Here is a 23,934-nt window from a genome sequence, read left to right on the forward strand (position 1 = left end):
TATCCGCTACCAGCTCACCCCGTAGCGTTCGTACGCCGCGCCACGCAATGCCTCCACCATCCGTTCCGCCGCCGGCGACAGCAACCGATCCGTTCGCGTGATCAGGCCATAGTCGTCCATATGGCACGGCACCTCGAGGGGCAGGATATCGAGCGTGCCGTGGCGCGCATAGTATTCGGCGACGTCCGCCGCCAGCACGGCCAGCATGTCGCTGAGTTCCAGCATGCGCGTCACGAACAGCAGCGCGGAGGTTTCCACGACGTCGCGCGGCGGGACCAGGCTCGCGCGGCGAAACATGACCTCGAAGCGGTGACGCAGCACCGTGCCGTCGGGCGGCACGATCCACTGGGCGTTTTCCACGCTCGCCAGCGATAACGCTTTCTCTCGCAGTAACGGATGGTCCGGCCGCGCGACCACACATACGGGCTCGTCCGAGATCGGCGCGTAGCGCAACGGCAGCTTGTCGTGTTCCGCCGACAGGCGGCCGACGACCAGATCCAGTTTCTCCTGCGCCAGGCGGTCCAGCAGGACGTTGCTGTTCTCGATCTCCAGCGATACGCGCACGCCCGGGTTGTCGCGCTTGAGCGCGGCGATCGCGGGCGGCAGCAGCGTTACCGCGGGAGAGGTGATCACGCCCACCGACACATGGCCGCGCTGGCCGGCCTTCAGCCCCATGACTTCTTCCTGCGCCTGATCGAGGCTGCCGACCACCGCGCGCGCATGGCGGATCATCGCTTCGCCGTAGAGCGTGGCGCGCATGCCGCGCGGCAGGCGTTCGAACAGCGGCACGTCGAGCATGGTTTCCAGTTCGCGCAACAGCTTCGATGCCGCGGGCTGCGTCATGTTCAGCGCATCCGCGGCGCGATGGATATTGCCTTCTTCGTCCAGCGCGACCAGCAGCATCAGCTGGCGGGTTTTCAGGCGGGCGCGGACATACCACGGAGATGTGCTCATACGGGGGGGCCGGGGGGCGACTAGGGTTACCACCAATGCTGAAAACGATATCGCAAGCGCGCGAATCTTCATTAGAAGGATATTCGTCGCGTTTGTACACTGCCGCAACCCCAAAGTTCGTCAGGAATCCCCATGCCGGAATCGAAGAAAAAGCTCCGTTCAGCCGAATGGTTCGGCACCGCCGACAAGAACGGCTTCATGTACCGCAGCTGGATGAAGAACCAGGGCATTCCCAATCACGAGTTCGATGGCCGGCCGATCATCGGTATCTGCAATACGTGGTCGGAACTCACACCCTGCAACGCGCATTTCCGCAAGATCGCGGAGCACGTCAAGCGCGGCATCTACGAGGCCGGCGGGTTTCCGGTGGAGTTTCCCGTGTTCTCCAACGGCGAATCGAACCTGCGCCCCTCCGCGATGCTCACGCGCAATCTGGCGGCGATGGACGTCGAGGAGGCCATTCGCGGCAATCCGATCGACGCCGTGGTGCTGCTCGCCGGCTGCGACAAGACCACGCCCGCGCTGCTGATGGGCGCGGCCAGCTGCGACGTGCCCGCCATCGTCGTCAGCGGCGGCCCGATGCTCAACGGCAAGCTCGACGGCAAGGACATCGGCTCCGGCACGGCGGTCTGGCAACTGCATGAATCGCTGAAGGCCGGCGAAATCGATCTGCATCATTTCCTGTCGGCGGAGGCGGGCATGTCGCGCTCGGCCGGTACCTGCAACACGATGGGCACGGCGTCCACGATGGCGTGCATGGCCGAGGCGCTCGGCGTCACGCTGCCGCACAACGCCGCCATTCCGGCCGTCGATGCGCGCCGCTACGTGCTCGCGCATATGTCCGGCATTCGCATCGTCGAGATGGCCACGGAGGGTCTCACGCTGTCGAAGATCCTCACACGGGAAGCGTTCGAGAACGCGATTCGCGCCAACGCCGCGATTGGCGGGTCCACCAATGCGGTGATCCACCTCAAGGCGATTGCAGGACGCATCGGCGTGCCGCTGGAGCTCGAGGACTGGACGCGCATCGGCCGCGATACGCCGACCATCGTCGACCTCATGCCGTCGGGCCGCTTTCTGATGGAAGAGTTCTATTACGCGGGCGGGCTGCCGGCCGTGCTGCGCCGGCTCGGCGAGGCCAGCCTGCTGCCGCATCCGGATGCGCTGACCGTCAACGGCCAGTCGCTCTGGGACAACGTGAAGACCGCGCCCAATTTCAATGACGAGGTCATTCGCACGCTGGACAACCCGTTGATCGAGGACGGTGGCATCCGCGTGCTGCGCGGCAATCTGGCGCCGCGCGGCGCGGTGCTCAAGCCTTCGGCCGCCACGCCTTCGCTGCTCAAGCATCGCGGCCGCGCGGTGGTCTTCGAGAACCTCGAGCACTACAAGGCGCGCATCGTCGATGAATCGCTCGATGTCGATGCCGACTCCATCCTCGTGATGAAGAACTGCGGACCCAAGGGTTATCCGGGCATGGCCGAGGTGGGCAATATGGGCCTGCCGCCAAAGCTGCTGCGTCAGGGCGTCAAGGACATGGTGCGGATTTCCGATGCGCGCATGAGCGGCACGGCCTATGGCACGGTGGTCCTGCACGTTGCACCGGAAGCCGCGGCCGGCGGCCCCCTCGCGGCCGTGCGCGATGGCGACTGGATCGAGCTCGATTGCGAGGCCGGCAGGCTGCACCTCGACGTCACGCAGGAAGAACTGGCCGACCGCATGGAGGGCTTCAGGCCGCCGCAGCCGGACACGCGCGCGGGGCAGGGGGGCTATCAGCGGCTGTACGTGGAGCACGTGCTGCAGGCCGATGAAGGCTGCGATCTCGATTTTCTTGTGGGATGCCGCGGGGCGGATGTGCCCCGGCACTCTCACTGACCGATTGCCAGAACAACGACGACAACAACGACGACAACAACGAGGAGACCAGAATGCGTAGCCAATCCAATCCCGGGGTACCGCTTCCCCTGCCCGACGACACCGCCACCGCCGCCCCCGATGAGGAATCCCGCATCATCGGCATGCTCACCCGCAAGCTGATTCCGTTTCTCGCGCTGATCTATGTGGTGGCGTATATCGATCGCTCGGTGGTCGGCTTTGCCAAGCTACACATGAACGCGGCCATCGGCATCAGCGATGCGGCCTACGGGCTCGGTGCCGGACTGTTCTTCATCGGCTACTTCCTCTGCGAAGTTCCCAGCAATCTCGCGCTCGAGCGGTTTGGCGCGCGCCGCTGGTTCGCGCGCATCCTGTTCACGTGGGGCGTCATCACGATGGCGATGGCGCTGATCCATAACGCGACCACGTTCTATCTGCTGCGCTTTCTGCTGGGCGCGGCGGAGGCGGGCCTGTATCCGGGCATTCTCTATTTTCTGACCAAATGGTTCCCGATGCGCCATCGCGCGCGCATCATCGGCCTGCTGGTGCTGGCGCAGCCGATTGCGCTGATCGTCACCGGTCCAATCGCCGGATGGATCCTGTCGATGCCCGGCGCCTTCGGCCTGTCCAACTGGCAGACGCTGTTTATCGTCAGCGGTTTGCCGGCGGTGCTGCTGTGCCTGCCCACGCTGCGCCTGATTCCGGAATCGCCGGCCGATGCGAAGTGGCTGCCGGCAAAGGATCGCGCATGGATCGAGCGCGAATTGTCGGCGGACAGCAAGACCTTCGCGCTGAAGGCACACGGCAATCCGCTGTCCGCGCTGAAGGACAAGCGCGTACTGCTGCTGTCGTTGCTGTTTCTGCCGTTTCCGCTCAGTATCTATGGGTTGTCGCTGTGGCTGCCGACCATCATCAAGCAGTTCGGCGTGACCGATGCCATGACGGGCCTGCTGTCCGCGGTGCCGTATCTGTTCGCCGTAGTGGGGCTGTATCTGGTGCCGCGCCATTCGGACCGCAAGGGGGAGCGCTACTGGCATATCGTCGTGGTATCGGCCGCCGCGGCGGTGACGATGGCCGCCAGTGCGTGGGTGCAGACGCCGGCCCTGCAGTTCCTGTTCATCTGCCTGACCGCGTTCTCGATCTACTCGATCCAGGCCGTGGTGTGGGCGTTGCCGGGTCAGTTCCTGACGGGCGCGAGCGCGGCGGTGGGCATCGCCACCATCAACTCGCTGGCCAACCTTGGCGGGTATCTGGGGCCGTTCGGGATCGGCGTGATCAAGGATATGACGGGGAGCATTGCGGCCGGGCTATATTTTCTGGCGGCGATGCTCGTCTTCGCGGTGGTCATGACGTTCGTGGTGCGGGCGGCATTGGATAAACAGGAGACCAAATGATTCACAACCCGCAGCCCCCCCGATATCGGGGCATTTTCCCGGTCGTGCCGACCACGTTCACCGACTCCGGCGAGCTGGACCTTGCGAGCCAAAAGCGCGCGGTCGACTTCATGATCGACGCGGGTTCCGATGGGCTCTGCATCCTCGCCAATTTCTCCGAGCAGTTCGCGCTCTCGGACGAGGAGCGGGACGTCCTCACGCGTACGGTGCTCGAGCATGTGGCCGGGCGCGTCCCGGTGATCGTGACGACCACGCACTACAGCACGCAGATCTGCATCGCGCGCAGCCGGCAGGCGCAGGCCCTCGGGGCCGCGATGGTCATGGTCATGCCGCCGTACCACGGCGCCACGTTCCGCGTGCCGGAGCCGAAGATTTACGAGTTCTTCGGCAAGCTGTCCGATGCGATCGATATCCCGATCATGATCCAGGACGCGCCGGCCAGTGGCACCGTGCTGTCGGCACCGTTTCTCGCGCGCATGGCGATCGAGATCGAGCAGGTGTCGTACTTCAAGATCGAAACGCCGGGCGCCGCCAACAAGCTCAGGGAACTGATCGCGCTGGGCGGCCATGCCGTGGAAGGGCCGTGGGATGGGGAAGAGGCCATCACGCTGCTTGCGGACCTCGCGGCGGGGGCCACGGGCGCGATGACGGGCGGGGGCTTCCCCGATGGCATTCGGCCGATCATCGAGGCGCATCGCGAGGGGAACGCCGATCTGGCGTTCGAGCGCTACCAGCGCTGGCTGCCGCTGATCAATCACGAGAACCGGCAGGGCGGCATTCTGACGGCCAAGGCGTTGATGAAGGCCGGCGGCATCATTGCCTCCGAGGCCCCGAGGCACCCCATGCCGACGATGCCCGCGGCGACGCGCGCCGAGCTATTGCAGATCGCGAAGCGGCTCGACCCGCTGGTGCTGCGCTGGGCATAAGCGCGGCAAGGCGTCCTCGGCAATTGATGAAATTCAGGAACGAATGAATTGATTCCGGCCGCATTGCGGCGTCGGATTCAGGTGCTAGCATCTCCTTCATAACAAGCCGTACCCACAGAAGGAGACATTCATGAAGCTCGTCCGTCTTACCGCCGCATGCCTGGCGTATGCCGCCATGATGACGACTGCCTCGGCGCAGTCGTTCCCGCAGCGCCCGATCCGTCTGATCGTGCCGTACGCACCGGGTGGCAGCGCCGATATCGCGGCGCGGCTCGTCACCGATGCGTGGTCCAAGAGTCTCGGCGGCACGATCGTCGTCGATAACCGCGCGGGCGCCGGCGGCAATATCGGTGTGGATGCGGTAGCAAAATCCCCGGCCGATGGCTACACCATCGGCCTGCAAACGGTCTCGCTGGCCATCAATCCGGGACTCTTCCCGAAGATGCCGTACGACACGCTCAAGGATCTGGCGCCCATCGGCATGGTGGCCGGTTCGCAGCACGTGCTCGTGATCAACAACAAGGTGCCGGCAAAGAACCTGCAGGAGCTGATCTCGCTCGCCAGGGCGAAGCCGGACAAGATGACCTACGGCTCCGCGGGGAATGGCAGCACGTTCCATATGTCGGCCGAACTGTTCAAGTCCGTCGCCAATGTCTCGATCGTCCACGTGCCGTATCGCGGCGGTGGCCCGGCGCTCGTGGACACCATCGCGGGACAGGTCGATATGAGCTTCCCGGTCATCTCGGCCGCGCAGCAGCATGTGCTGGCCGGCAAGCTGACGGCGCTGGCGGTCACGGGGTCGAAGCGTTCGCCGCTGCTCCCGAATGTGCCCCCCGCCGCGGAAGCCGGCCTGCCCGGATACAACTTCGAGACGTGGTTCATGGTCTTCGCGCCGGCTGGCACGCCGAAGGCCGTGATCGACAGGCTCAACACCACCCTGAACGCGGCGCTGAACGGCGACGCGAAGGACCGGATGGTCAAGGAGGGCTTCGATCCGATGCCCACCACACCGGAAGCCGCCCGCGCCCGCCTGGAGAAGGAGTTGCCGATGTGGGCGCAACTGATCAAGCAGCGCGGCATCACCGCCGAATAATCGTCGCTCAACAACCTGCGAACCCCAGGTAGTCCTTATGTCCCCACGCACCCTCTACAACAAGCTCGTCGACTCGCACACCGTCACGCGGATCGACGACGACAACGTCCTGCTGTTCTGCGACCTGCACCTGATGAACGAGTACACGAGTCCCCAGGCGTTCGCGGGTTTGCATGAACAGGGCCGGGACGTGTTGATCCCGGGCCAGAACGTCTCCGTCGTCAGCCACATCATTCCGACGCATCCGACGAAGATTCGCGTGATTGCCGATCCCGCGTCGTCGCTGCAGGCCACGAACCTGCGCGCGAACTGCGAGCGGCACGCGATTCCGCTGTTCGATACCAACGACACGCTGCAGGGTATCGAGCACGTGATCGCACCCGAGCACGGCATGATCCGCCCGGGCATGGTCGTGATCTGCGGTGACAGCCATACCACCACGTATGGGGCGCTGGGGGCGCTGGGCTTCGGCATCGGCACGTCGGAAGTCGAACACGTGCTGGCGACGCAGACGCTGGTCTACCGGATGGCGAAGACCATGCGGATTCGCGTGGACGGCAAGCTCCCGGCCGGCACCACGGCGAAGGACCTGATCCTGATGATCATCGGCCAGATCGGCGCGCAGGGCGCGCGTGGCTACGTCGTGGAGTATTGCGGCGAGGCGATTCGCGACCTCAGCGTCGAGGCGCGCTTCACGCTCTGCAATATGACCGTCGAAGCGGCCGCGCGCGGTGCGCTGATCGCGCCGGATGCCGTGTCCACGGACTACGTGCTCCGTCGCGCGCCGGACATGGACGAGGCGCAACGCAGCGCGGCGCTGGCGTACTGGGACACGCTGAAGAGCGATACCGATGCCGTGTTCGATCTGGACTTCGTGTTCGATGCCAGCGATATCGAACCGTACGTGACATGGGGCACGAGTCCCGATCAGGTCGTACCCGTCTCCGGCCGCATTCCGTTTGCCGAGGACCAGATGGACGAGGCAGACCAGCGCTCCGTCGAGCGCGCGCTGTCCTATACGCATCTGGTGCCGGGCGCGGTGCTCGAGGGCACGCCGATCCAGCATGTGTTTATCGGCTCGTGCACGAACGGGCGGATCGAGGACCTGCGGGCCGTCGCGGGCGTCGTGCGCGGCAGGCATGTGGCGTCGGGCGTGCGGGCGATGGTCGTGCCGGGCTCGGGCGCGGTCAAGGCGCAGGCCGAGCGGGAAGGTATCGCGGAGATTTTGACCACCGCGGGCTTCGAATGGCGGCAGCCCGGCTGCTCGATGTGCCTGGCCATGAACGACGACGTACTGGCCGATGGAGTGCGGTGCGCGTCCACCACGAACCGGAATTTCGAAGGGCGGCAGGGGCGGGGGGCCATTACCCACCTGATGAGTCCGGCGATGGCGGCCGCAGCGGCCATTACCGGAAAGATTACCGACGTCCGCAAACTGGAGATCGCCCATGTCTGATCACGCGCCCGACCATTCCCATATTGCCGGCAAGGCGGCCGCCATCCGCTTCGAGAACCTCGATACCGACCAGATCATTCCAAAGCAATTCCTGCGCGGCATCGACAAGGCGGGGCTCGACAAGGGCATCCTTTACGACCATCGGTTCGATGCCAGCGGGCAACCGCGCCCGGACTTCGTGCTCAATCGTCCCGAGTATGCGGGCACGAGCATTCTCGTGAGCGGCGCGAACTTCGGCTGCGGGTCCAGCCGCGAGCATGCGGTGTGGGGGCTGCAGCAATTCGGCATCCGTGCCGTGCTGGCGCCCAGCTATGGAGAGATCTTCTACTCCAACGCGATGAACAACCGGCTGCTGCTGATCATGCTGCCGCGCGAGGTCATCGAGTCCCTGATGAATGCCGTGGATGCGGACAGCGCCAACGAGATCGCCATCGATATCGGGACGATGCATGTGAAGACGCCCGTGGGCGAGTTCGATTTCCAGCTTTCCGATCGGCACCGTCATATGTTCCTCGAGGGGCTCGACATGATTGGCCTGTCGCTCCGGCACAAGGCCGAGATCGAGCGGTTCGCGGACGGATACTGGTCTGCGTACCCGTGGACCCAGAATGTCGCGCGCCGCACACGCGACCGGCTGGGCGCCACCTGAATGGGCGCCACCTGAATGGGCGTCACCTGAAGGCTGAATGTATCGCTCCGGCCCGCTCCATGCGGGCCGCTTGCTTTACGCGCCGAAGCCGATATCTGGCTGGAACACGCGGCAAAACCCGGCATCGCGCGCATCACCTTCCAGCATTGTCCTGTTATTAAAACATTCAACCCTGACACATCCTGTCTGTGTCGCGGCCACAACGCCATGTGACGCGAATTGAAATGAGAACGGTACGCATTTATATTCCGTTTCGCCTCATCTCTCCCTTGCCCCCGACACCGACACCATGATTCGCCGCACGCCTGTTGCGACCGCGCTGCTCGCTTTGTTCGCCGCGCCCACTGCCTTTGCCCAACAGGCCCCGACGCCGCCCGCCGCGGAGGCGAGCGCCCCGGTGCTCAAGCCCGTGACCGTGCAGGGCGCCGCGTCGCGCGACGACTTCAATGCGGGTACCACGTCGCTCTCGAAGCTGCCCGAGGATCTGCGCGACGTGCCGCAATCGGTCACGGTCGTGAACAAGGCGCTGATGGAATCGCAGGGCGTGAGTTCGCTCGCCGACGCGCTGCGCAATGTGCCCGGCATCACCATCGGCGGTGCGGAAGGCGGGCAGATTGGCAACAACATCAACCTGAACGGCTTCTCCGCGCGGACCGATATCTACCTCGACGGTTTCCGCGATCGCGGCCAGTACTATCGCGACACGTTCGCGCTGGACCAGGTGGAAGTGCTGATGGGGCCGTCGTCGATGCTGTTCGGGCGCGGGTCCACGGGTGGCGTGATCAATCAGGTCACGAAGAAGCCGAAGCTGCAGGCGGCCACGGAAGTGACCGGCTCGGTCACGACCAACGGCCTCGTGCGGGCCACGGCCGATGTGAACACGCCGACCGGCGATACCTCGGCCTTCCGCATTTCGGCGATGGCGCAGGATGGCAAGCCGAGCACGCGCGACGAGATGACCGTGCAGGACTTCGGTATCGCGCCGTCGTGGCGCTATGGCATCGGCACCTCGACCGAGATCACGCTGTCCGCGCTGCTCCAGCACAACGAGGACATGCCCGACTACGGCCTGCCCGCGATCAACGGCCATCCGGTCAAGGTGGACCGCAACACGTACTACGGCTTCAACAACGACCATACGCGCCAGAACATCGTGTCGCTGAACGGCGGCATCGATCACAAGTTCTCGCCGAACCTGCGGCTGCGCAACTACACCGCGTTCAACTATGTGGAGACCGATGCGCGCGAGACCGCGCCGAATGCGGTCGGCACGATCAATGGGGCAGGCGCCTTTACCGCGCTCACCACGACGAATCTGCCGCTGTCGCAGCTCTACGTGCGCCAGCAGAGCCATGACCGCAGCATCCGCGACTACTCGATCTACAACCAGACCGAGCTGACCGCGAAGTTCGACACCGGCCCCGTCAATCACACGCTGCTGACCGGCGTCGAGTTTGGCCACGACGGCTACAACAACCAGAACTACTATCGCAACGGCAGCTGCGGCGCGACGCCGCTGAACCCGGCCACGGGTACGTCGGGCTTTGTCGCCTGCACGCCGGTCGTCGATCCGACGTATCAGGACTCGCCGGGCAGCGTGCCCACGCGAACCGGCAACCTGCAGGGCGGCTCGGCCAATACGGTGGCGGTCTACGCCAACGACTCCATCGAGTTCACCAAGCAGTGGAAGGCGGTGGCCGGCGTGCGCTACGACAAGTACATCGCAAGCATCAGCAACTCCGTCAACTCGCTCAACACGGCGGCCAGTACCGCGCTGGCCAATGCGAACCAGGACGTCCACTTCACGAGCGTGCGGCTGGGCGGCATCTGGCAGCCGACGGAGCAGCAGTCCTACTACGTGTCGTACGGCACGTCGTTCAATCCGTCGCTGGAGCAGCTGGTGGGTACGGTCGGCCAGCAATCGCTGGACCCGGAAAAGAACAAGGCCTACGAGGCGGGCGGCAAGTGGGATCTGATGGGCGGCGACCTGTCGCTGACGTCGGCTATCTTCCGCATCACGAAGGACAATGCGCGTAGCCAGATCGATGCCACCACGTATGCGCTGACGGGCAAGATCCAGGTGGATGGCTTCCGTGCCGGCGTCACGGGTCGCATTACGCCGAAGTGGCAGGTGTTCGCGGGCTACACGTACCTCGATGCCGAGATCAAGGACGGTATCGCGGCCAACACGCAGGGCAAGGTGCCGACCAACACGCCCAAGCACACGGCCACGGCATGGACCAGCTATTCGGTCCTGCCGAACTGGGAGGTGGGCGGCGGGGCGTTCTACATGTCGCAGCGCTATGCCAACAACACCAACACCGTGCAGGTCGGCGGGTTCGTGCGCTGGGACGGCATGATCGCGTTCCATCAGCCGAAGTACGATGTGCGCCTGAACCTGTTCAATATCTTCGACAAGAAGTACTACGATGCGCTGATCCAGTCGGATGGCGGCCGTTCGGTACCGGGAACGGGCCGCACCGCCATGTTGTCCTTCACGTATCGGATGTAAAGTATCGGGCGAACCCCCGGTACCAGGAACAACCCATGCTCGTCTGCATTCCCAAGGTCCTCCATTCCGAACAGCTGGCCGTCCTCGTCCAGCAGCTCGAACATGCGGGCGATGCATGGGTCGATGGCCGCGTCACCGCGGGCTATTCGGGGGCGCCGGTCAAGTTCAACCAGCAGATCGACGAGCGGTCCGAGGTGGCGGCCCAGTGCCAGAACCTGATCCTGTCCGCGCTCGAGCGCAATCCGCTGTTTATCAGCGCGGCGCTGCCCAATATCGTCTACCCGCCGATGTTCAACCGTTACAGCGAGGGCATGACGTTCGGCGCGCATGTGGATGGCAGCGTGCGCATCCATCCGCACAACGGCCGCAAGCTGCGCACGGACATCTCGGCGACGCTGTTCCTGTCGGATCCCGCGAGTTACGACGGCGGCGAACTGCAGGTGGAAGACACCTACGGCGTGCACGCGGTCAAGCTGGCCGCCGGCGACATGGTGGTCTATCCGGCCACCAGCCTGCACCAGGTCACCCCCATCACGCGCGGCACGCGCCTCGCCAGCTTCTTCTGGATCCAGAGCCTGATCCGCGACGACACGCAGCGCGCGCTGCTGTTCGACATGGACAATGCGATCCAGACGCTGAACCAGACCAACGCCGACGAACGCGCACGGCGCAGCCTGGTGGGTTGCTATCACAACCTGCTACGCCAGTGGAGCGAGACTTGAGCGCAGCCGCTCGGTGAGCGCTGCCGAGGCCGGCGTCATCGGTGCGCGCAGTTCGTTCGTCAGCCATCCCTGTGCCGCCAGCAGGGCCTTGAGCGGGCCCGGGTTCGGTTCGGCGAATAGCAGTCCGATCGTCGGCATTAACGCGTGAAAGTGGTGTCTGGCGACGTCGAGTTGCTGTTCGGTGACCGCGCGCCATAGCGCGACGAAGCGCTCCGGGTGGATGTGGGCCGATGCGATGATGGCGCCCCGGCCGCCCAGGCTTAATGTGGAAAGCAGCTGATGGTCTTCGCCCGCGAGGACGGCCAGGCGGCCGTCGGCGATCAGCGTCTGCGTGGTGCCGGCGTTGCCGCCGCAATCCTTGATCGCGCGGATATTGGCGTGGCTGGCCAGCGAGAGGATCGTTTCCGCGGTCAGCGTGGCGCCGGTGCGATAGGGGATGTCGTACAGCACCAGCGGCGCGCGCGAGCGATCGGCCAGGGTCCGGAAGTAGGCCTGCGATCCCGCCTGCGACGGGCGGATGTAATACGGTGCGGGCGCGAGGATGCCCGCCACGGGACGTTCGTTGATCCGGTCCAGACGGGCCAGCACATGCCGGACGTTATTGCCGGCCAACCCCATGATGACCGGCAACGTGCCGGCCTCGGCCAGCACCGTGTCGAGAACGGCCAGTTGTTCGGCTTCGTCGAGCGCCGCGGCTTCGCCCGTGCTGCCGCATACAACGAACCCCGCCATTCCGCTGTCGCGATAATGGCCGACGAGTCGCCGCAGCGCGGCGTGATCGACCTCGTCACGGCGAAAGGGCGTGACGAGGGGCAGCCAGATGCCGTCGTAATCTGTTTCAAGCGATTCCACTTCCTGCATTGTTTGCTCCGGATCGACCGATTCGGAAACCGCACAGGCAAGCGGCAGAGCAGGGGAGGCGCTCGAGACGGCAATACGAGGGGGATGGATGACCGTCTTCCGCACTGATGCTGTTCCGTCGCTCATCTGACGGAACAGCACGCTCCGGTCAGGTGAGCGACTGTTTTTTGGCTTTGGCGCGCGCGTCGACGGTGTCCCGCTGCGGCAGCGAATACGCGGCAGATTCAGGACGAAGCGAGGCGGGACGGCGGCTCATGATTCCCGCAATGTAGCGGCATCCCGGGAATCCCGTCAAGACGCCGCCTTCCCCACGCGACGGCGATCAGAACTTGTAGCTGACCGTCCCCAGCACCGTGCGCCGGCTGCCGAAGTAGCAACCGGTCGACGAGATACACGTGCTGACGTAGCGGCGATCGAACAGGTTCGTCGCGTTGACGGCCACCTTCACACCGCGCAGCTGCAGCACCGACTTGCTCAGATCGTAGCTCAGCGCCGCATCGAACAATGTGGCGGCCGGCACGCGATAGACGTTGGCCGCATCGCCATACGACCGGCCGATATACCGCACGCCCAGACCCATCCCCAGTCCTTGCAGCGGCGTCTGCTGGAACTGGTAGTACGTCCACAGCGAAGCCTGATGCTCGGGCACGAACGGCAATGCGTTGCCGGCGATCGTCACGCCCCGTGCATTGGCATTGGCCTTGAGCACCTCGGTATTCGAGTACGCATACGATGCCACCACATCCAGCCCGCGCATCGGGCTGGCCTTGCCCTCGAGTTCCACGCCGCGCACCCGCGCCTCGCCGCTCTGCGTGTTGAAGTTGGTGTTCAGCGGATCGGGCGTTAGCACATTGGTCTGCCGAAGATCGAACGCCGACAGCGTGACGAACGCGTTGATGCCATTGGGCTGGTACTTCACGCCCACCTCGGTCTGGCGCCCGCGCGTGGGCTCGAACGGCGTGCCCGTGCGCCCCGTGCCCGCCTGCGGCTGGAACGACGTGGCAAAGCTTGCAAACGGCGCAATGCCGTTGTCGAAGCGATAGCTCACGCCAGCGCGTCCCGTAAAGGCGTTGTCGCTCTGCCGCGTGCTCACCGTGTTGCCCGTTTGCGCCGTGAGCGTATCGGTATCGCTGCCGGCCCAGTCATAGCGGCCGCTCAGCAGAAACGTCCAGCGGTCGATCGCAAGGCTGTCCTGCAGATAGCCGCCCACCTGATGGCGCGACTGGTCCACGCGCGTGCCCAGCGGCGGGCGGGTGACCGGCGCGCCGTACACGGGATTGAACACGTCGAGCGCCCGCACCAGTACCAGCTGCGACTCCTCGTAACGCGCATCTTCATACTGATAATCGACCCCCATCAGCAACGTATGCCTGATGGGACCGGTACGGAAATTCGCTTCCGCCTGATTGTCGATGGAGAACACGCCGCTACGCTCGGGGAACGCCCAGCCGTATCGGCTCTCCGTGCGCAGGTCGGGGTTCATGGCCAGCCCCTGCACGCGCTGCGAATCCGTATCGATATAGCTGTAGCGCGCGTTCTGCCGGAACTGCCACGTATCGTTGGCGCGATGCTCGAACTTGTAGCCGAACATCATCTGCTCGCTCTCGAACTTGTCGTAGCCGGGCTCGCCGATAAAGCGGCTAGTCGGAATGCTGCCGTTCGGGTTCGGCAGCAGCGTGCCGGCCGCGGGCAGGGCGGGCGGCGCGCCGCCGCCATCGGAGCGGATCTTCTGGTACTGCGCCATCAGCGTCAGCGACGTATCGGTGCTGGGCCGCCACGTCAGGCTGGGCGCGACCATCACGCGGCGCTCGTCGATGTAGTCGATCTCCGTATTGGTATCGCGCGCGAGCCCCACCACGCGATACAGCAGCTTGCCTTCCTCGTCGACGGGGCCCGTGAAGTCGAACGCGCCCTGTGCGCGGTCATGGCTGCCCGTCTGCAGCACGACCTCGCGCGAGGCCTGCGCCTGCGGCAGCTTGCTGACCAGATTCAGCAGGCCGCCCGGCGAGCTTTGTCCATAGAGCACCGACGCCGGCCCCTTCAGTACCTCGACGCTTTCCAGCGCGTAGGGGTCGATACGCGGCTGCGAATAGCCGCGCGCCCCATAGGGCAGGCGCAGGCCGTCGAGGTAGCGCAACGGCACAAAGCCGCGCACCGCCAGCCAGTCATAGCGCAGGTCGGTGTCGCCATACTGGTTGACCACGCCCGGCGTGTACTGCAGCGCCTGCATGACGCTCTGCACGCCCTGTTCGTCCATCTGCTCCCGCGTGACCACGTTGATGGTCTGCGGTGTGTCGATGAGCGGCGTGCTCGTCTTGCTCCCGCTGGCGCGGAGCGGCACCACGCCGTCCGCGTAACCGGACAGATCCGCCGCGCTGGCGCTGACCGTGACCATCGGCAACGTGGCGGCACTGGTATCGGCGGGCGCCTGCACCACGGTAAAGGTACGCGGGCCGTTGCTGACGACGCGCAGGCGCGATCCGGCCAGCATGCGGGCGAGAGCGTCTTCCACCGTCAGCGTGCCGCGAACGGCGGGCGCGCTCAGGCCATCCGCCAGTGACGTGGCAAACAGGATCTGCGTATCGGACTGGCGCGCGAGGGCGGCGAGGGATTGCGCGAGCGGCTGCGCGGGGATGTCGATGGCGCGGGCCACGCCCTGCGCGATGGCGCCGGCGGCGAGCATCGCCGCGAGCACGGGTACGAGTACCGTAAGCGGGCGGACGGCGAGACGGGAAGCGCGGGCAGAGCGCCGGCGGCGGACGGTGGACTTCACGAAAACTCCCTGAGGACGGGCCGAACCATTCGGCCTGTTCATGGAGTTGCCGTACGTCGCCGCCGGCTTGTACACCTATATCGAAAAACTTTTTTTCCGGTCAGGGGCGCTGCCGCGAAGACAGGTGCGTGCTGCCGTCCGCATCGCCACGGACCGCCACGGGCAGGATGCCCGGCAGCAGCCGCAGAATCGCGGCCACCTGGTCGCGATCGAACTCGCCGGAGAGCCGCAGCTGCGCCGCGCGCGCGTCGTCGATCACGATGGGCGATGGCGCGTGCGGCTGCATTTCCGCGACGGCATCGGCCAGGGTCGCGCCATCGAACGAGAACTTGTCGCGCTGCCATGCGAGGGCACGGTCGACGTTCACGGTCATCGTCTTGCCCGGACGGCCATCCGCCGACACATCGAGGCGCTGGCTTGCCCGCAATGACCGGATCTGGCCACCGGCCTCGACTTCCACCGCGCCTTCCAGCACGGTGACGCGCGTGCGTTGCGGCAGCCGCTGGACGTCGAACACCGTGCCGATATCGCGCACACGGGTGTCGCCGGCCGTCACGACGAAGGCGCGCGGGCCATGCGCGACCGTGAAGACGGCCTCGCCCTGATCCAGCGACAGCGTGCGCGAGCGCAACCCCCACTGCACGGTCAGGCGGGTGTCCTTGTCGAGCGTCGCGCGGCTGCCATCGGCGAGCGTGACGGTGCGCGATGCGGACTCGGCGGTGAACTGCTCGGTGCGATAGACAGGATCGGCGAACCATGTGCCCGCGGCCAGCACGAACACCGCGGCGGCCGCGGCGGCAGTCTGGCGGCGGCGCTTGCGATGGCGCGCGCCGGCGGCGGCCGTAATGGCTTCGACGGAAGGAAAGCGTTCGCGCAGGGCGTCCTCGTAAGGAGACAGCCGATCGGGCGACCGCCTGGAAGAATTGGGCATAGATGGGGCAGCTGTGCGACTCACGCCGGCAGATCCTGCATCGCCGACGTCGGTAGCGGTTTGCCGAGGGCAGCCAGTTCCGGCGCCAGCAGGGTCATGGCACGCGCCATATGGCGCGCTACCATGCCGCGCGAGATGCCCAATCTTACCGCGACTTCCTGCTGCGGCAGGCCATGCAGGCGATGCAGGATAAACACTTCCTGACAGCGGGGCGGCAATGCGGCAATGCATTGCTCGAGCCGATCGACGGTCTGCCGGTAGGCGATGGCATCGGCAACGTCCGCGCTTGCCTCCGCGCCGCTAGCGTCCGCTTCCCATGCATCGGCATGGGTCTGGCGCGTCGATTCGGCGCGATACCGGTCAATCGCGCGATGCGTGGAAACATGCCGCAGAAAGGCGAGGGGCTTCCCGACATGGCCGGCCGGCGGACGCTCTAGCAATTGCACGCAGACGTCCTGCAGCACGTCGCGCGCGAAGTGCTTGTCCCCGAAGCGCCGGCGCACATGATCGACCAGTTCGTCGTAATGGCGAAGCAGCGCGGCGAAGAGTGACGAGGGCGAGGAGGGCGGAGGGTGAGCGGGGTCGCGCAGCACGGCCGGGTCGGAAGACATCAAAGTCTGAACCGCGCGAAGTATAAATGACAATGATTCGCATTTGCAAGCCATGACCTGGACCCGCCAGATTTACAAAGACTGGTCCTCAAAGTGCAATCGGGCTGGGGACATCGGGGGTCGCTACACGCGCGCTGGCGGGTAAGGGGCGTTGGCATGCGCGATGCGTGACGACACTGCGTCTAACCACAGGAGCACCGTATGAGCGAACAAACACTGAAGGGCAGAAAGGTCGCGATTCTCGTCACCGACGGGTTCGAGCAAGTCGAATTGCTCGCGCCACGCAAGGCATTGGACGAGGCAGGGGCGCAGACCAGCGTGGTGTCGCCGCAGGACAAGCAGGTCAAGGGCTGGAACTTCACCGATTGGGGCGAGACCGTCCCCGTGGATGTACCGTTGGCCCAGGCAAAGCCCGAGCAGTTCGACGCGCTGCTGCTACCGGGCGGTGTCATCAATCCCGATACCCTGCGCATGCAGCCGGAAGCGGTCGCGTTTGTCAAGGCATTCGTCGACGCGAAAAAGCCGATCGCGTCGATCTGCCACGGGCCCTGGACGCTGATCGAAGCGGGCGCGGTCAAGGGCAGCAGGATGACCTCGTGGCCGTCGCTACGGACGGACCTGACGAATGCCGGCGCGGAGTGGGTCGATGAAGAAGCCGTGGTCGACGGCAACCTCGTGACGAGTCGCAACCCCGACGATATCCCCGCGTTCAGCCGCGCGGCGATCGAAGCGTTCGCCCGGCGCGGTTAGGACTTTTCCTTTGTGCGCGACGGATAGGCACGCCGGATCGCATCTTCGAACGTCGCGCGCGAGAAACCGCCGATATGCGTGCTCACAAGCCGTCCCTCGGCGTCGTAAAACAGCGTCGTCGGATATCCCTTGACCCCCGTCGCGCGGGCGAGCGACAGTCGCGCGTCGTACATGAGGTTCTGAATGCGGACGTCGTGGTCTTCCAGGAATGCCTGCACCACCTCGGGCGGTTCGGCCTGATTGACGAAGACGACGTTCAGCTCCGGATGGGCCTTCTGCGCCGCGGCCAGCGCGGGCATTTCCGCGCGGCACGGCGGACACCATGTGGCCCAGAGATTGACCACCATCGGCTTGCCGTCGCCGCGCGCCAGCGGTTGCGCATTGCCGACGCTGTCGGCAAGCAGCATCGCGGGTAGCGTCGCCACGGGCGCCATGATGCTCGCCCCGACGGTCGCCGTGCTCCACGTGACCACCCCGGCCGCGGCCGCGACCAGCAGCGGCTTGCGCAGCGCGCGCTTGCGGAACAGCCACCATGCCAGCAGACCGCCGCCGGCGATGGCGCCCGCCGTCAGATCGAATCCGCGATCGCGAATATCGAGCACGCCGAAGAGACCCGTCGCCTGGTACGCTGGCAGATAGCTGAGCACGAAGATCAGTCGTGCCACCACGAGCCCGAAGACCACGACCAGATAGATCAGCCGCTCCACGGGCGAGGTGTCCTTCACCAGACACCGCACGCTGCCCAGCGCGACGAGGATGCTGAGAAACAGAATAAGCGGGCCTTCAGGCAGCAACAGCGAGCCAATCTTCATTGCATTTCCAACCTGTGCGGGGAGGAGGCAGTGTAGAGGGAACGCAGACGGCGCGCCGACTCGTTCGTCTCACAAACTTGCCCGATCGGCTCAGCGCGCCGCCGCCATATGCCACCCCGGTTCCACCTCGCGCACGAGCGCGGCGACCCAGTCCACGAACGCGCGGACCGTCGGGGAAAGGTGGCGGTTTCTCGGATAGAGGACCGATAGCGGTACCGAGGGCGACGTGAACTCGCCGAGTACGCGCTGCAGGCGGCCGCTGGCCAGGTGGTGCAGCACCATGTAGCTGCCCGCGCGAATCATGCCGAGGCCTTCGAGCGCGCAGGCGACGTAGCCGTCGGTGTCGTTGACGATCAGGTGCTCGCGCATGCTGATGTTCCGGTCTTCGCCATCCACCACAAAATGCCAGTCCAGCGTGCGGGCCGTGCGGCTCGACAGATAGCCGACCGCGTGGTGGTCCGCCAGATCCTCGAGCGTTCTGGGCGTGCCATGCCGCGCCAGGTATTCCGGGGAGGCGCATGTGACCCAGTCGAACGCGCCGATGCGCTTTGCCACGAGGGTGGGGGAGTCGTCGGGCGTGCCGGTCCGGATCACGCAGTCGATGCCTTCCTGAATCAGCTCCACCGTGCGGTCGTTCATCGTCAGCGTGAGCTCGACATCGGGAAAGCGCGACTGAAAGTCCTTGAGGGCGGGCAGCACCACCAGACGCGCAAGAGACAGCGTCATATCGACCCGCAAGCGGCCACGGGGCCGGCCGGCACTGCCCGGAAAGCTGGCCTCGACCGCCTCGATATCGGCCAGCAGGCGCCGGCAGTGGTCGTAGTACTGCGTGCCGTCCGGGGTCAGGCTGATATGGCGCGTCGTGCGTTGGAGCAGCCTCACGCCCAGGAACGACTCGAGTTCCTTGACCGCGCGGGTAACGCGCGACGCGGGCAGGGAGAGGCTTTCCGCGGCCCGGCTGAAGCTGTGCATATCGACCACGCGGGCGAAGATCTGCATTGACTGGAGGCGATCCACGGCGGCTCTCTCAGGGATGAAATTTATTGCTCAGTGGGCAATAAGTACAAAGACAAACAGGGCTTCAGGCCACGTTTAATCGAGCCATCCCGTCACCCGCAAACGGCAATAATTCTATATCAGGCAATAAACATAGCCAAATCGAGGTCTGGAAGACGACGCCCGGCGGATGCAGACTGCAATCCAATTTCCTCTGCCCCCAAGTCGTATGTCCCCCCTCAAGACATCTCATCTGGCCGCCATCGCGGCCGCCGCAGTCGCCGTTGCTGCCACCGTGTTGTGGCGGCAGCCTCCCCAGGCCCATGCCAGGGCGCCCGCCGCGCTGCCCACGGTCACCTATCGACCGGCCCTGCAACGCCCGGTCACCGACGCGCAGGAATATCCGGGGCGCCTCGAGGCCGTCGACGTCGTCGATGTCCGGCCGAGGGTGCCCGGCACGCTGCTGACCGTGCATTTCAAGGACGGCCAGCAGGTGCGTCAGGGCGACCTGCTGTTCACGATCGACCCGGCCCCGTTCGAGACGCAGGTCCGGCAGGCCCAGGCAAACTTCGCCGGCATCGAGGAGCGCCGGCGGCTGGCGGAGATCGAGCAGGCCCGCGCGCGCAGGCTGATGGAATCGAATGCCATCGCCCGCAAGGAGTTCGATGCGCTCGACAACGCCGCGCGCGAAGCGGCCGCCGCGCTGAAAGGCGCGCAGGCCGCGCTGGCCCATGCGCAACTGCAGCTCGGCTATACGCAGGTGCGTGCGCCGATTGCCGGCCGCGTGTCCCGCGCGGAAATCACCGCCGGCAATGTCGTGGGCGCGGGCGGCGACGCGGCGCCGCTGACGCGTATCGTGTCCGACGGCAAGCTGTACGCCGCGTTCAACGTCGACGAGCAGAGCTACCTCCGGCTCATCGCGCCCTCGCTGCGCGCCGGCGCGCAGCCGGTGGTCCAGGTCGGGCTCGCCGACGACAACGCCTTCCCGTACTCGGCCTCCATCGTCGCGCTCGACAACCAGATGGATACGCGCTCGGGCACGGTCCGCGTGCGCGCGCGCATCGACAAGGTCAGCCCCGAAATGCTGCCGGGGCTGCAGGCGCGCGTCCGCCTGCAGGGCGGCAAGCCCTACGATGCCGTGACCGTGGACGACGCCGTGGTCGGGACCGATCAGGACCGCAAGTATGTGCTCGTGGTCAATGCGCAGAACAAGGTCGAACGGCGCTTTGTCGAACCGGGCGGGCTGCAGGGCAGGGAGCGCGTGCTGCGCAGCGGCGTGGCGCCCGGGGCGAAGGTGATCGTCGATGGTGCGTTCCGCGCGCCCCCGGGTACGGCCGTGTCGGCTGTCGAGGCGGCAGAGGCGCCGGTTGCGCCCGCCACCGACGGGAGCGCGTCGTGAATATCTCGAAGTTCTTTATCGACCGGCCGATCTTCGCGTGCGTGCTGTCCGCGCTGATCCTGCTCGCGGGCATCGTATCGGCCTTCCATATGCCGGTGTCGGAGTACCCGCAGGTCATCCCACCCTCGGTCGTCGTCCACGCGCAATACCCGGGCGCCAACGCCAAGACCATCGCGGAAACGGTTGCCGCGCCGCTGGAGCAGTCCGTCAACGGCGTCGAGGACATGCTCTACATGGACTCGAAGGCCAGCGCCGATGGCCACCTGTTCCTTACCGTGACGTTCAAGCTCGGCACCGATCCGGACCGCGCCCAGCAGTTCGTTCAGACCCGTGTCTCACAGGCGCTGCCCCGGCTGCCCGAGGATGTGCAGCGGCTTGGCGTCACCGCGGTCAAGAGTTCGCCCGTCATCACCATCGCGGTCCATATGGTGTCGCCGAAAGGGACCTATGACGACAGCTACATCAGCAACTACGCAATCCTGCACGTCAGGGACCGCCTGGCGCGCATCGCGGGCGTCGGCGACGTCGTGCTGTGGGGCCCCGGCGGCTACGCCATGCGCGTGTGGCTGGATCCGGCCGCGCTGGCCGAGCGTGGCCTGAGCGCCAGCGATGTCGCCAGCGCCATCCGGCGCCAGAATATCCAGGCGGCGGTCGGCACCATCGGCAGTTCGCCCGCTTCCCCCGACACGGCGTTCCAGCTCACCGTCAACGCCGACGGGCGCCTGAAGTCGCCCGAGGAGTTCCGGCGCATCGTCATCAAGTCCGACGCGCGCGGCGCCATTACGCGCCTGGGCGACGTGGCGCGCGTGGAACTCGGGGCCGAGGACTACGGCATTCGCGCGACGCTGAACAACGCGCCCGCCATCGCGCTGGCCGTGCAGGAAGCGCCGGGCGCGAACTCGCTCCAGATCTCGCGCGAGGTGCATCAGCTGATGAAGGAGCTGGAGAAGGAGTTCCCCGACGACCTGGCCTACCGCGTCGTCTACGAGCCGAGCCGCGCGGTGCAGACCGGCATCGATGCCGTGCTGGAAACGCTGCTGGAATCGGTCGCGCTGGTGGTGCTGGTCGTGTTCCTGTTCCTGCAGACGTGGCGCGCATCGATCATCCCGCTGCTCGCGGTGCCGATCTCCATCGTCGGTACGCTCACGTTCCTGATGCTCGCGGGGTACTCCATCAACACGCTGTCGCTGTTCGGCCTTGTGGTGGCCATCGGCATCGTGGTCGATGATGCCATCGTGGTCGTGGAGAACGTGGAGCGCAATATCGCGCGCGGCCTCGGTCCGCGCGAGGCGACCTACCGCGCCATGCAGGAGGTCAGCGGGCCCATTGTCGCCATCGCGCTCACGCTGTCGGCCGTGTTCCTGCCGCTGGCGTTCCTCAGCGGCCTGACCGGCGAGTTCTACAAGCAGTTCGCGGTCACCATCGCCATCTCCACGCTGATCTCCGCGGTGAACTCGCTGACGCTGTCGCCGGCGCTGTCAGCGCTGCTGCTGAAGGCCCATGGCGATGCGCCCGACGCGGTGACCCGCTTCACGCACAAGCTGTTCGGCCGCTTCTTCACGCGCTTCAATCGCATATTCGACCGTGCCTCCGAAGGGTATGGCGGCCGTGTCGGCCGCATCGTCAGGCACAAGGGCGCCATGCTCGTCGTCTACGGCGTGCTGCTGGCCGGCACGTGGTGGCTGACGAACCATGTGCCGGGCGGTTTCGTGCCCGCGCAGGACAAGGAGTACCTCGTCAGCCTGGCGCAGCTGCCCGAAGGGTCGACGCTGGACCGCACGGAAGCGACCATGAACCAGATGAACGCCATCGCGCTCAGGCATCCGGCCGTCATGGGCACGTCCAGCTACAGCGGCCTGTCGATCAATGGCGTGACCAAGAGCTCGAGCACGGCGCTGAGTTTTGTCCTGCTGAAGCCATTCGCGGAACGCAAGGGCATCAGCGCCGACCAGGTCGCCGCCGACCTCACGCGCGAGTTCGGCCAGATCGGCCATGCCTTCGCGGCGATTTTCCCGGCCCCGCCGGTCTATGGGCTCGGTACCCTCGGCGGCTTCAAGCTGCAGATCGAGGACCGCGGAGACCTCGGCTACGAAGCGCTCTACACGGCGACGCAGGCCTTTATCAAGAAGGCCGCCGAAGCGCCGGAGCTCAGCCCGCTGTACTCCACCTACACGGTGAACGTGCCCCAGCTCAAGGTCGATATCGACCGCGCCAAGGCGCAGCAGCTCGGCGTCGATACGCCCGCGGTGTTCAGCACGCTGCAGGCATTCCTCGGCTCGTACTACGTGAACGACTTCAACTTCCTTGGCCGCGTGTATCAGGTGCGCATGCAGGCCGACGGCAGGTTCCGCTCGCGTCCGGACGATATCGGCCAGCTGCATATCCGCAGCGAGTCCGGCCAGATGGTGCCGCTTGCCTCGGTCGCGAAGATCGGCCAGACCTACGGGCCCGACCAGGTGCTCCGCTACAACGGCTTTACGGCCGCCGACGTCAGCGGCGCGCCCGCGCCCGGCTACTCGTCGGACCAGGCGATGGCCGCTATCGATCGCATTGCCGCGGAAACGCTGCCGCCGGGCATGACCTACGAATGGACGGACCTGACGTACCAGCAGATCATCGCGGGCAACAGCGCGGTCTGGATCCTGCCGCTGTGCGTGCTGCTTGTGTTCTTCGTGCTGGCCGCGCAGTACGAGAGCCTGACGCTGCCGCTGGCCGTCATCCTGATCATTCCGATGAGCATCTTCTCCGCGCTGCTTGGCGTGTGGCTGACGAAGGGGGACAACAATATCTTCACGCAGATCGGCCTGATCGTGCTGGTGGGGCTCGCCTCCAAGAACGCCATTCTGATCGTCGAGTTCGCGCGCGAGCTGGAGATAGCGGGCATGTCGACGATCAAGGCCGTGATCGAGGCCAGCCGCCTGCGGCTGCGTCCGATCCTGATGACGTCGCTGGCGTTCATCATGGGCGTCATTCCGCTGGTCGCCTCGACGGGCGCCGGCGCGGAGATGCGGCAGGCGATGGGCATCTCCGTGTTCTTCGGGATGCTTGGCGTCACGCTGTTCGGGCTGTTCCTGACGCCGCTGTTCTATGTCATGGTGCGCGCGCTCGGCGGCGGCAAGCCATTGCACTCGGCCGCGCATCACGAGGCGCCCGTGCTGACATCTTCGGAGGGGCAGGCATGAGTCATCGCATGCGGTCACGACCAACTACCTCCGCAAGG

Annotated in this window: 18 protein-coding genes; 11 read left to right on the forward strand and 7 right to left on the reverse strand. The window is 65.7% G+C overall.

Translation table 11 applies throughout. The features are described 5' to 3' along the window. Positions 1-6 precede the first annotated feature (6 nt). Complete coding sequence (locus FOB72_RS06450; RefSeq protein ID WP_150371770.1) at positions 7-954, reverse strand: LysR family transcriptional regulator; 948 nt, start codon at positions 952-954, stop codon at positions 7-9. Between the two features lie 132 nt (positions 955-1,086). Here FOB72_RS06450 and FOB72_RS06455 point away from each other — a divergent pair, with 132 nt between their 5' ends. The 8 genes from FOB72_RS06455 to FOB72_RS06490 all read left to right on the forward strand — a co-directional run bounded on the left by FOB72_RS06455 (position 1,087) and on the right by FOB72_RS06490 (position 11,581). Continuing rightward, positions 1,087-2,829 (forward strand): IlvD/Edd family dehydratase, encoded by a 1,743-nt coding sequence (locus FOB72_RS06455; RefSeq protein WP_150371771.1) that lies wholly within the window; start codon positions 1,087-1,089, stop codon positions 2,827-2,829. Positions 2,830-2,882: 53 nt separating this feature from the next. Then, complete coding sequence (locus FOB72_RS06460) at positions 2,883-4,223, forward strand: MFS transporter (RefSeq protein WP_317889535.1); 1,341 nt, start codon at positions 2,883-2,885, stop codon at positions 4,221-4,223. Then, positions 4,220-5,149, forward strand: coding sequence for a dihydrodipicolinate synthase family protein (locus FOB72_RS06465; RefSeq protein ID WP_150371772.1), 930 nt, complete (start codon positions 4,220-4,222; stop codon positions 5,147-5,149). Before FOB72_RS06460 ends, FOB72_RS06465 begins: the two co-directional genes overlap by 4 nt. 130 nt (positions 5,150-5,279) lie before the next feature. Beyond that, positions 5,280-6,242: a tripartite tricarboxylate transporter substrate binding protein gene (locus tag FOB72_RS06470; protein WP_150371773.1), complete on the forward strand. Its 963-nt coding sequence runs from the start codon at positions 5,280-5,282 to the stop codon at positions 6,240-6,242. A 37-nt stretch (positions 6,243-6,279) separates the two neighbouring features. Next, positions 6,280-7,698 (forward strand): 3-isopropylmalate dehydratase large subunit, encoded by a 1,419-nt coding sequence (gene leuC / locus FOB72_RS06475; protein ID WP_150371774.1) that lies wholly within the window; start codon positions 6,280-6,282, stop codon positions 7,696-7,698. Further along, entirely contained in the window at positions 7,691-8,347 is a 657-nt protein-coding gene (gene leuD, locus FOB72_RS06480; RefSeq protein WP_150371775.1) for a 3-isopropylmalate dehydratase small subunit, read from the forward strand. Before leuC ends, leuD begins: the two co-directional genes overlap by 8 nt. Before the next feature lie 289 nt (positions 8,348-8,636). Continuing rightward, on the forward strand, positions 8,637-10,859 hold the full coding sequence (locus FOB72_RS06485) for a TonB-dependent receptor (RefSeq protein ID WP_150371776.1): 2,223 nt from the start codon (positions 8,637-8,639) through the stop codon (positions 10,857-10,859). A gap of 35 nt (positions 10,860-10,894) precedes the next feature. Further along, complete coding sequence (locus FOB72_RS06490) at positions 10,895-11,581, forward strand: Fe2+-dependent dioxygenase (protein ID WP_150371777.1); 687 nt, start codon at positions 10,895-10,897, stop codon at positions 11,579-11,581. On the opposite strand, the gene dapA is transcribed toward FOB72_RS06490, so the two are convergent. The 4 genes from dapA to FOB72_RS06510 form a co-directional block, all read right to left on the reverse strand. Further along, a complete protein-coding gene (gene dapA / locus FOB72_RS06495) occupies positions 11,558-12,442 on the reverse strand; it encodes a 4-hydroxy-tetrahydrodipicolinate synthase (RefSeq protein ID WP_150373771.1) in 885 nt (294 codons plus the stop codon). The genes FOB72_RS06490 and dapA overlap by 24 nt on opposite strands. A 322-nt stretch (positions 12,443-12,764) precedes the next feature. Continuing rightward, a complete protein-coding gene (locus FOB72_RS06500; RefSeq protein WP_191002211.1) occupies positions 12,765-15,215 on the reverse strand; it encodes a TonB-dependent siderophore receptor in 2,451 nt (816 codons plus the stop codon). Between the two features lie 100 nt (positions 15,216-15,315). Next, a complete protein-coding gene (locus FOB72_RS06505; protein WP_150371779.1) occupies positions 15,316-16,146 on the reverse strand; it encodes a FecR family protein in 831 nt (276 codons plus the stop codon). 20 nt (positions 16,147-16,166) lie between these two features. After that, positions 16,167-16,757 (reverse strand): RNA polymerase sigma factor, encoded by a 591-nt coding sequence (locus FOB72_RS06510; RefSeq protein ID WP_150371780.1) that lies wholly within the window; start codon positions 16,755-16,757, stop codon positions 16,167-16,169. A gap of 201 nt (positions 16,758-16,958) precedes the next feature. Between FOB72_RS06510 and FOB72_RS06515 the strand changes: the two genes are divergently transcribed. Then, positions 16,959-17,507, forward strand: coding sequence for a type 1 glutamine amidotransferase domain-containing protein (locus tag FOB72_RS06515; protein WP_150371781.1), 549 nt, complete (start codon positions 16,959-16,961; stop codon positions 17,505-17,507). On the opposite strand, the gene FOB72_RS06520 is transcribed toward FOB72_RS06515, so the two are convergent. Both FOB72_RS06520 and FOB72_RS06525 read right to left on the reverse strand, forming a co-directional pair. Beyond that, positions 17,504-18,319, reverse strand: coding sequence for a TlpA disulfide reductase family protein (locus tag FOB72_RS06520; protein WP_150371782.1), 816 nt, complete (start codon positions 18,317-18,319; stop codon positions 17,504-17,506). The two genes, FOB72_RS06515 and FOB72_RS06520, sit on opposite strands and share 4 nt — an antisense overlap. 90 nt (positions 18,320-18,409) lie before the next feature. Further along, positions 18,410-19,318: a LysR family transcriptional regulator gene (locus FOB72_RS06525; protein ID WP_223851438.1), complete on the reverse strand. Its 909-nt coding sequence runs from the start codon at positions 19,316-19,318 to the stop codon at positions 18,410-18,412. A gap of 226 nt (positions 19,319-19,544) precedes the next feature. Here FOB72_RS06525 and FOB72_RS06530 point away from each other — a divergent pair, with 226 nt between their 5' ends. Continuing rightward, positions 19,545-20,714 carry an efflux RND transporter periplasmic adaptor subunit gene (locus FOB72_RS06530; RefSeq protein ID WP_150371784.1) on the forward strand — a complete coding sequence of 390 codons (1,170 nt, stop codon included), beginning with the start codon at positions 19,545-19,547 and terminating at the stop codon, positions 20,712-20,714. Then, positions 20,711-23,896 carry an efflux RND transporter permease subunit gene (locus tag FOB72_RS06535; RefSeq protein WP_150371785.1) on the forward strand — a complete coding sequence of 1,062 codons (3,186 nt, stop codon included), beginning with the start codon at positions 20,711-20,713 and terminating at the stop codon, positions 23,894-23,896. The genes FOB72_RS06530 and FOB72_RS06535 overlap by 4 nt, the downstream gene beginning before the upstream one ends. Positions 23,897-23,934 lie beyond the last annotated feature (38 nt).

The organism is Cupriavidus pauculus (assembly GCF_008693385.1).
Lineage (GTDB): Bacteria > Pseudomonadota > Gammaproteobacteria > Burkholderiales > Burkholderiaceae > Cupriavidus > Cupriavidus pauculus_D.

Excerpts from the sequence above, each read along its gene's own strand:
- FOB72_RS06450 (WP_150371770.1), bottom strand. The coding sequence starts at position 954 with ATGAGCACATCTCCGTGGTATGTCCGCGCCCGCCTGAAAACCCGCCAG.
- FOB72_RS06455 (WP_150371771.1), top strand. The coding sequence starts at position 1,087 with ATGCCGGAATCGAAGAAAAAGCTCCGTTCAGCCGAATGGTTCGGCACC.
- FOB72_RS06460 (WP_317889535.1), top strand. The coding sequence starts at position 2,883 with ATGCGTAGCCAATCCAATCCCGGGGTACCGCTTCCCCTGCCCGACGAC.
- FOB72_RS06465 (WP_150371772.1), top strand. The coding sequence starts at position 4,220 with ATGATTCACAACCCGCAGCCCCCCCGATATCGGGGCATTTTCCCGGTC.
- FOB72_RS06470 (WP_150371773.1), top strand. The coding sequence starts at position 5,280 with ATGAAGCTCGTCCGTCTTACCGCCGCATGCCTGGCGTATGCCGCCATG.
- leuC (WP_150371774.1), top strand. The coding sequence starts at position 6,280 with ATGTCCCCACGCACCCTCTACAACAAGCTCGTCGACTCGCACACCGTC.
- leuD (WP_150371775.1), top strand. The coding sequence starts at position 7,691 with ATGTCTGATCACGCGCCCGACCATTCCCATATTGCCGGCAAGGCGGCC.
- FOB72_RS06485 (WP_150371776.1), top strand. The coding sequence starts at position 8,637 with ATGATTCGCCGCACGCCTGTTGCGACCGCGCTGCTCGCTTTGTTCGCC.
- FOB72_RS06490 (WP_150371777.1), top strand. The coding sequence starts at position 10,895 with ATGCTCGTCTGCATTCCCAAGGTCCTCCATTCCGAACAGCTGGCCGTC.
- dapA (WP_150373771.1), bottom strand. The coding sequence starts at position 12,442 with ATGCAGGAAGTGGAATCGCTTGAAACAGATTACGACGGCATCTGGCTG.
- FOB72_RS06505 (WP_150371779.1), bottom strand. The coding sequence starts at position 16,146 with ATGCCCAATTCTTCCAGGCGGTCGCCCGATCGGCTGTCTCCTTACGAG.
- FOB72_RS06510 (WP_150371780.1), bottom strand. The coding sequence starts at position 16,757 with ATGTCTTCCGACCCGGCCGTGCTGCGCGACCCCGCTCACCCTCCGCCC.
- FOB72_RS06515 (WP_150371781.1), top strand. The coding sequence starts at position 16,959 with ATGAGCGAACAAACACTGAAGGGCAGAAAGGTCGCGATTCTCGTCACC.
- FOB72_RS06520 (WP_150371782.1), bottom strand. The coding sequence starts at position 18,319 with ATGAAGATTGGCTCGCTGTTGCTGCCTGAAGGCCCGCTTATTCTGTTT.
- FOB72_RS06525 (WP_223851438.1), bottom strand. The coding sequence starts at position 19,318 with ATGCAGATCTTCGCCCGCGTGGTCGATATGCACAGCTTCAGCCGGGCC.
- FOB72_RS06530 (WP_150371784.1), top strand. The coding sequence starts at position 19,545 with ATGTCCCCCCTCAAGACATCTCATCTGGCCGCCATCGCGGCCGCCGCA.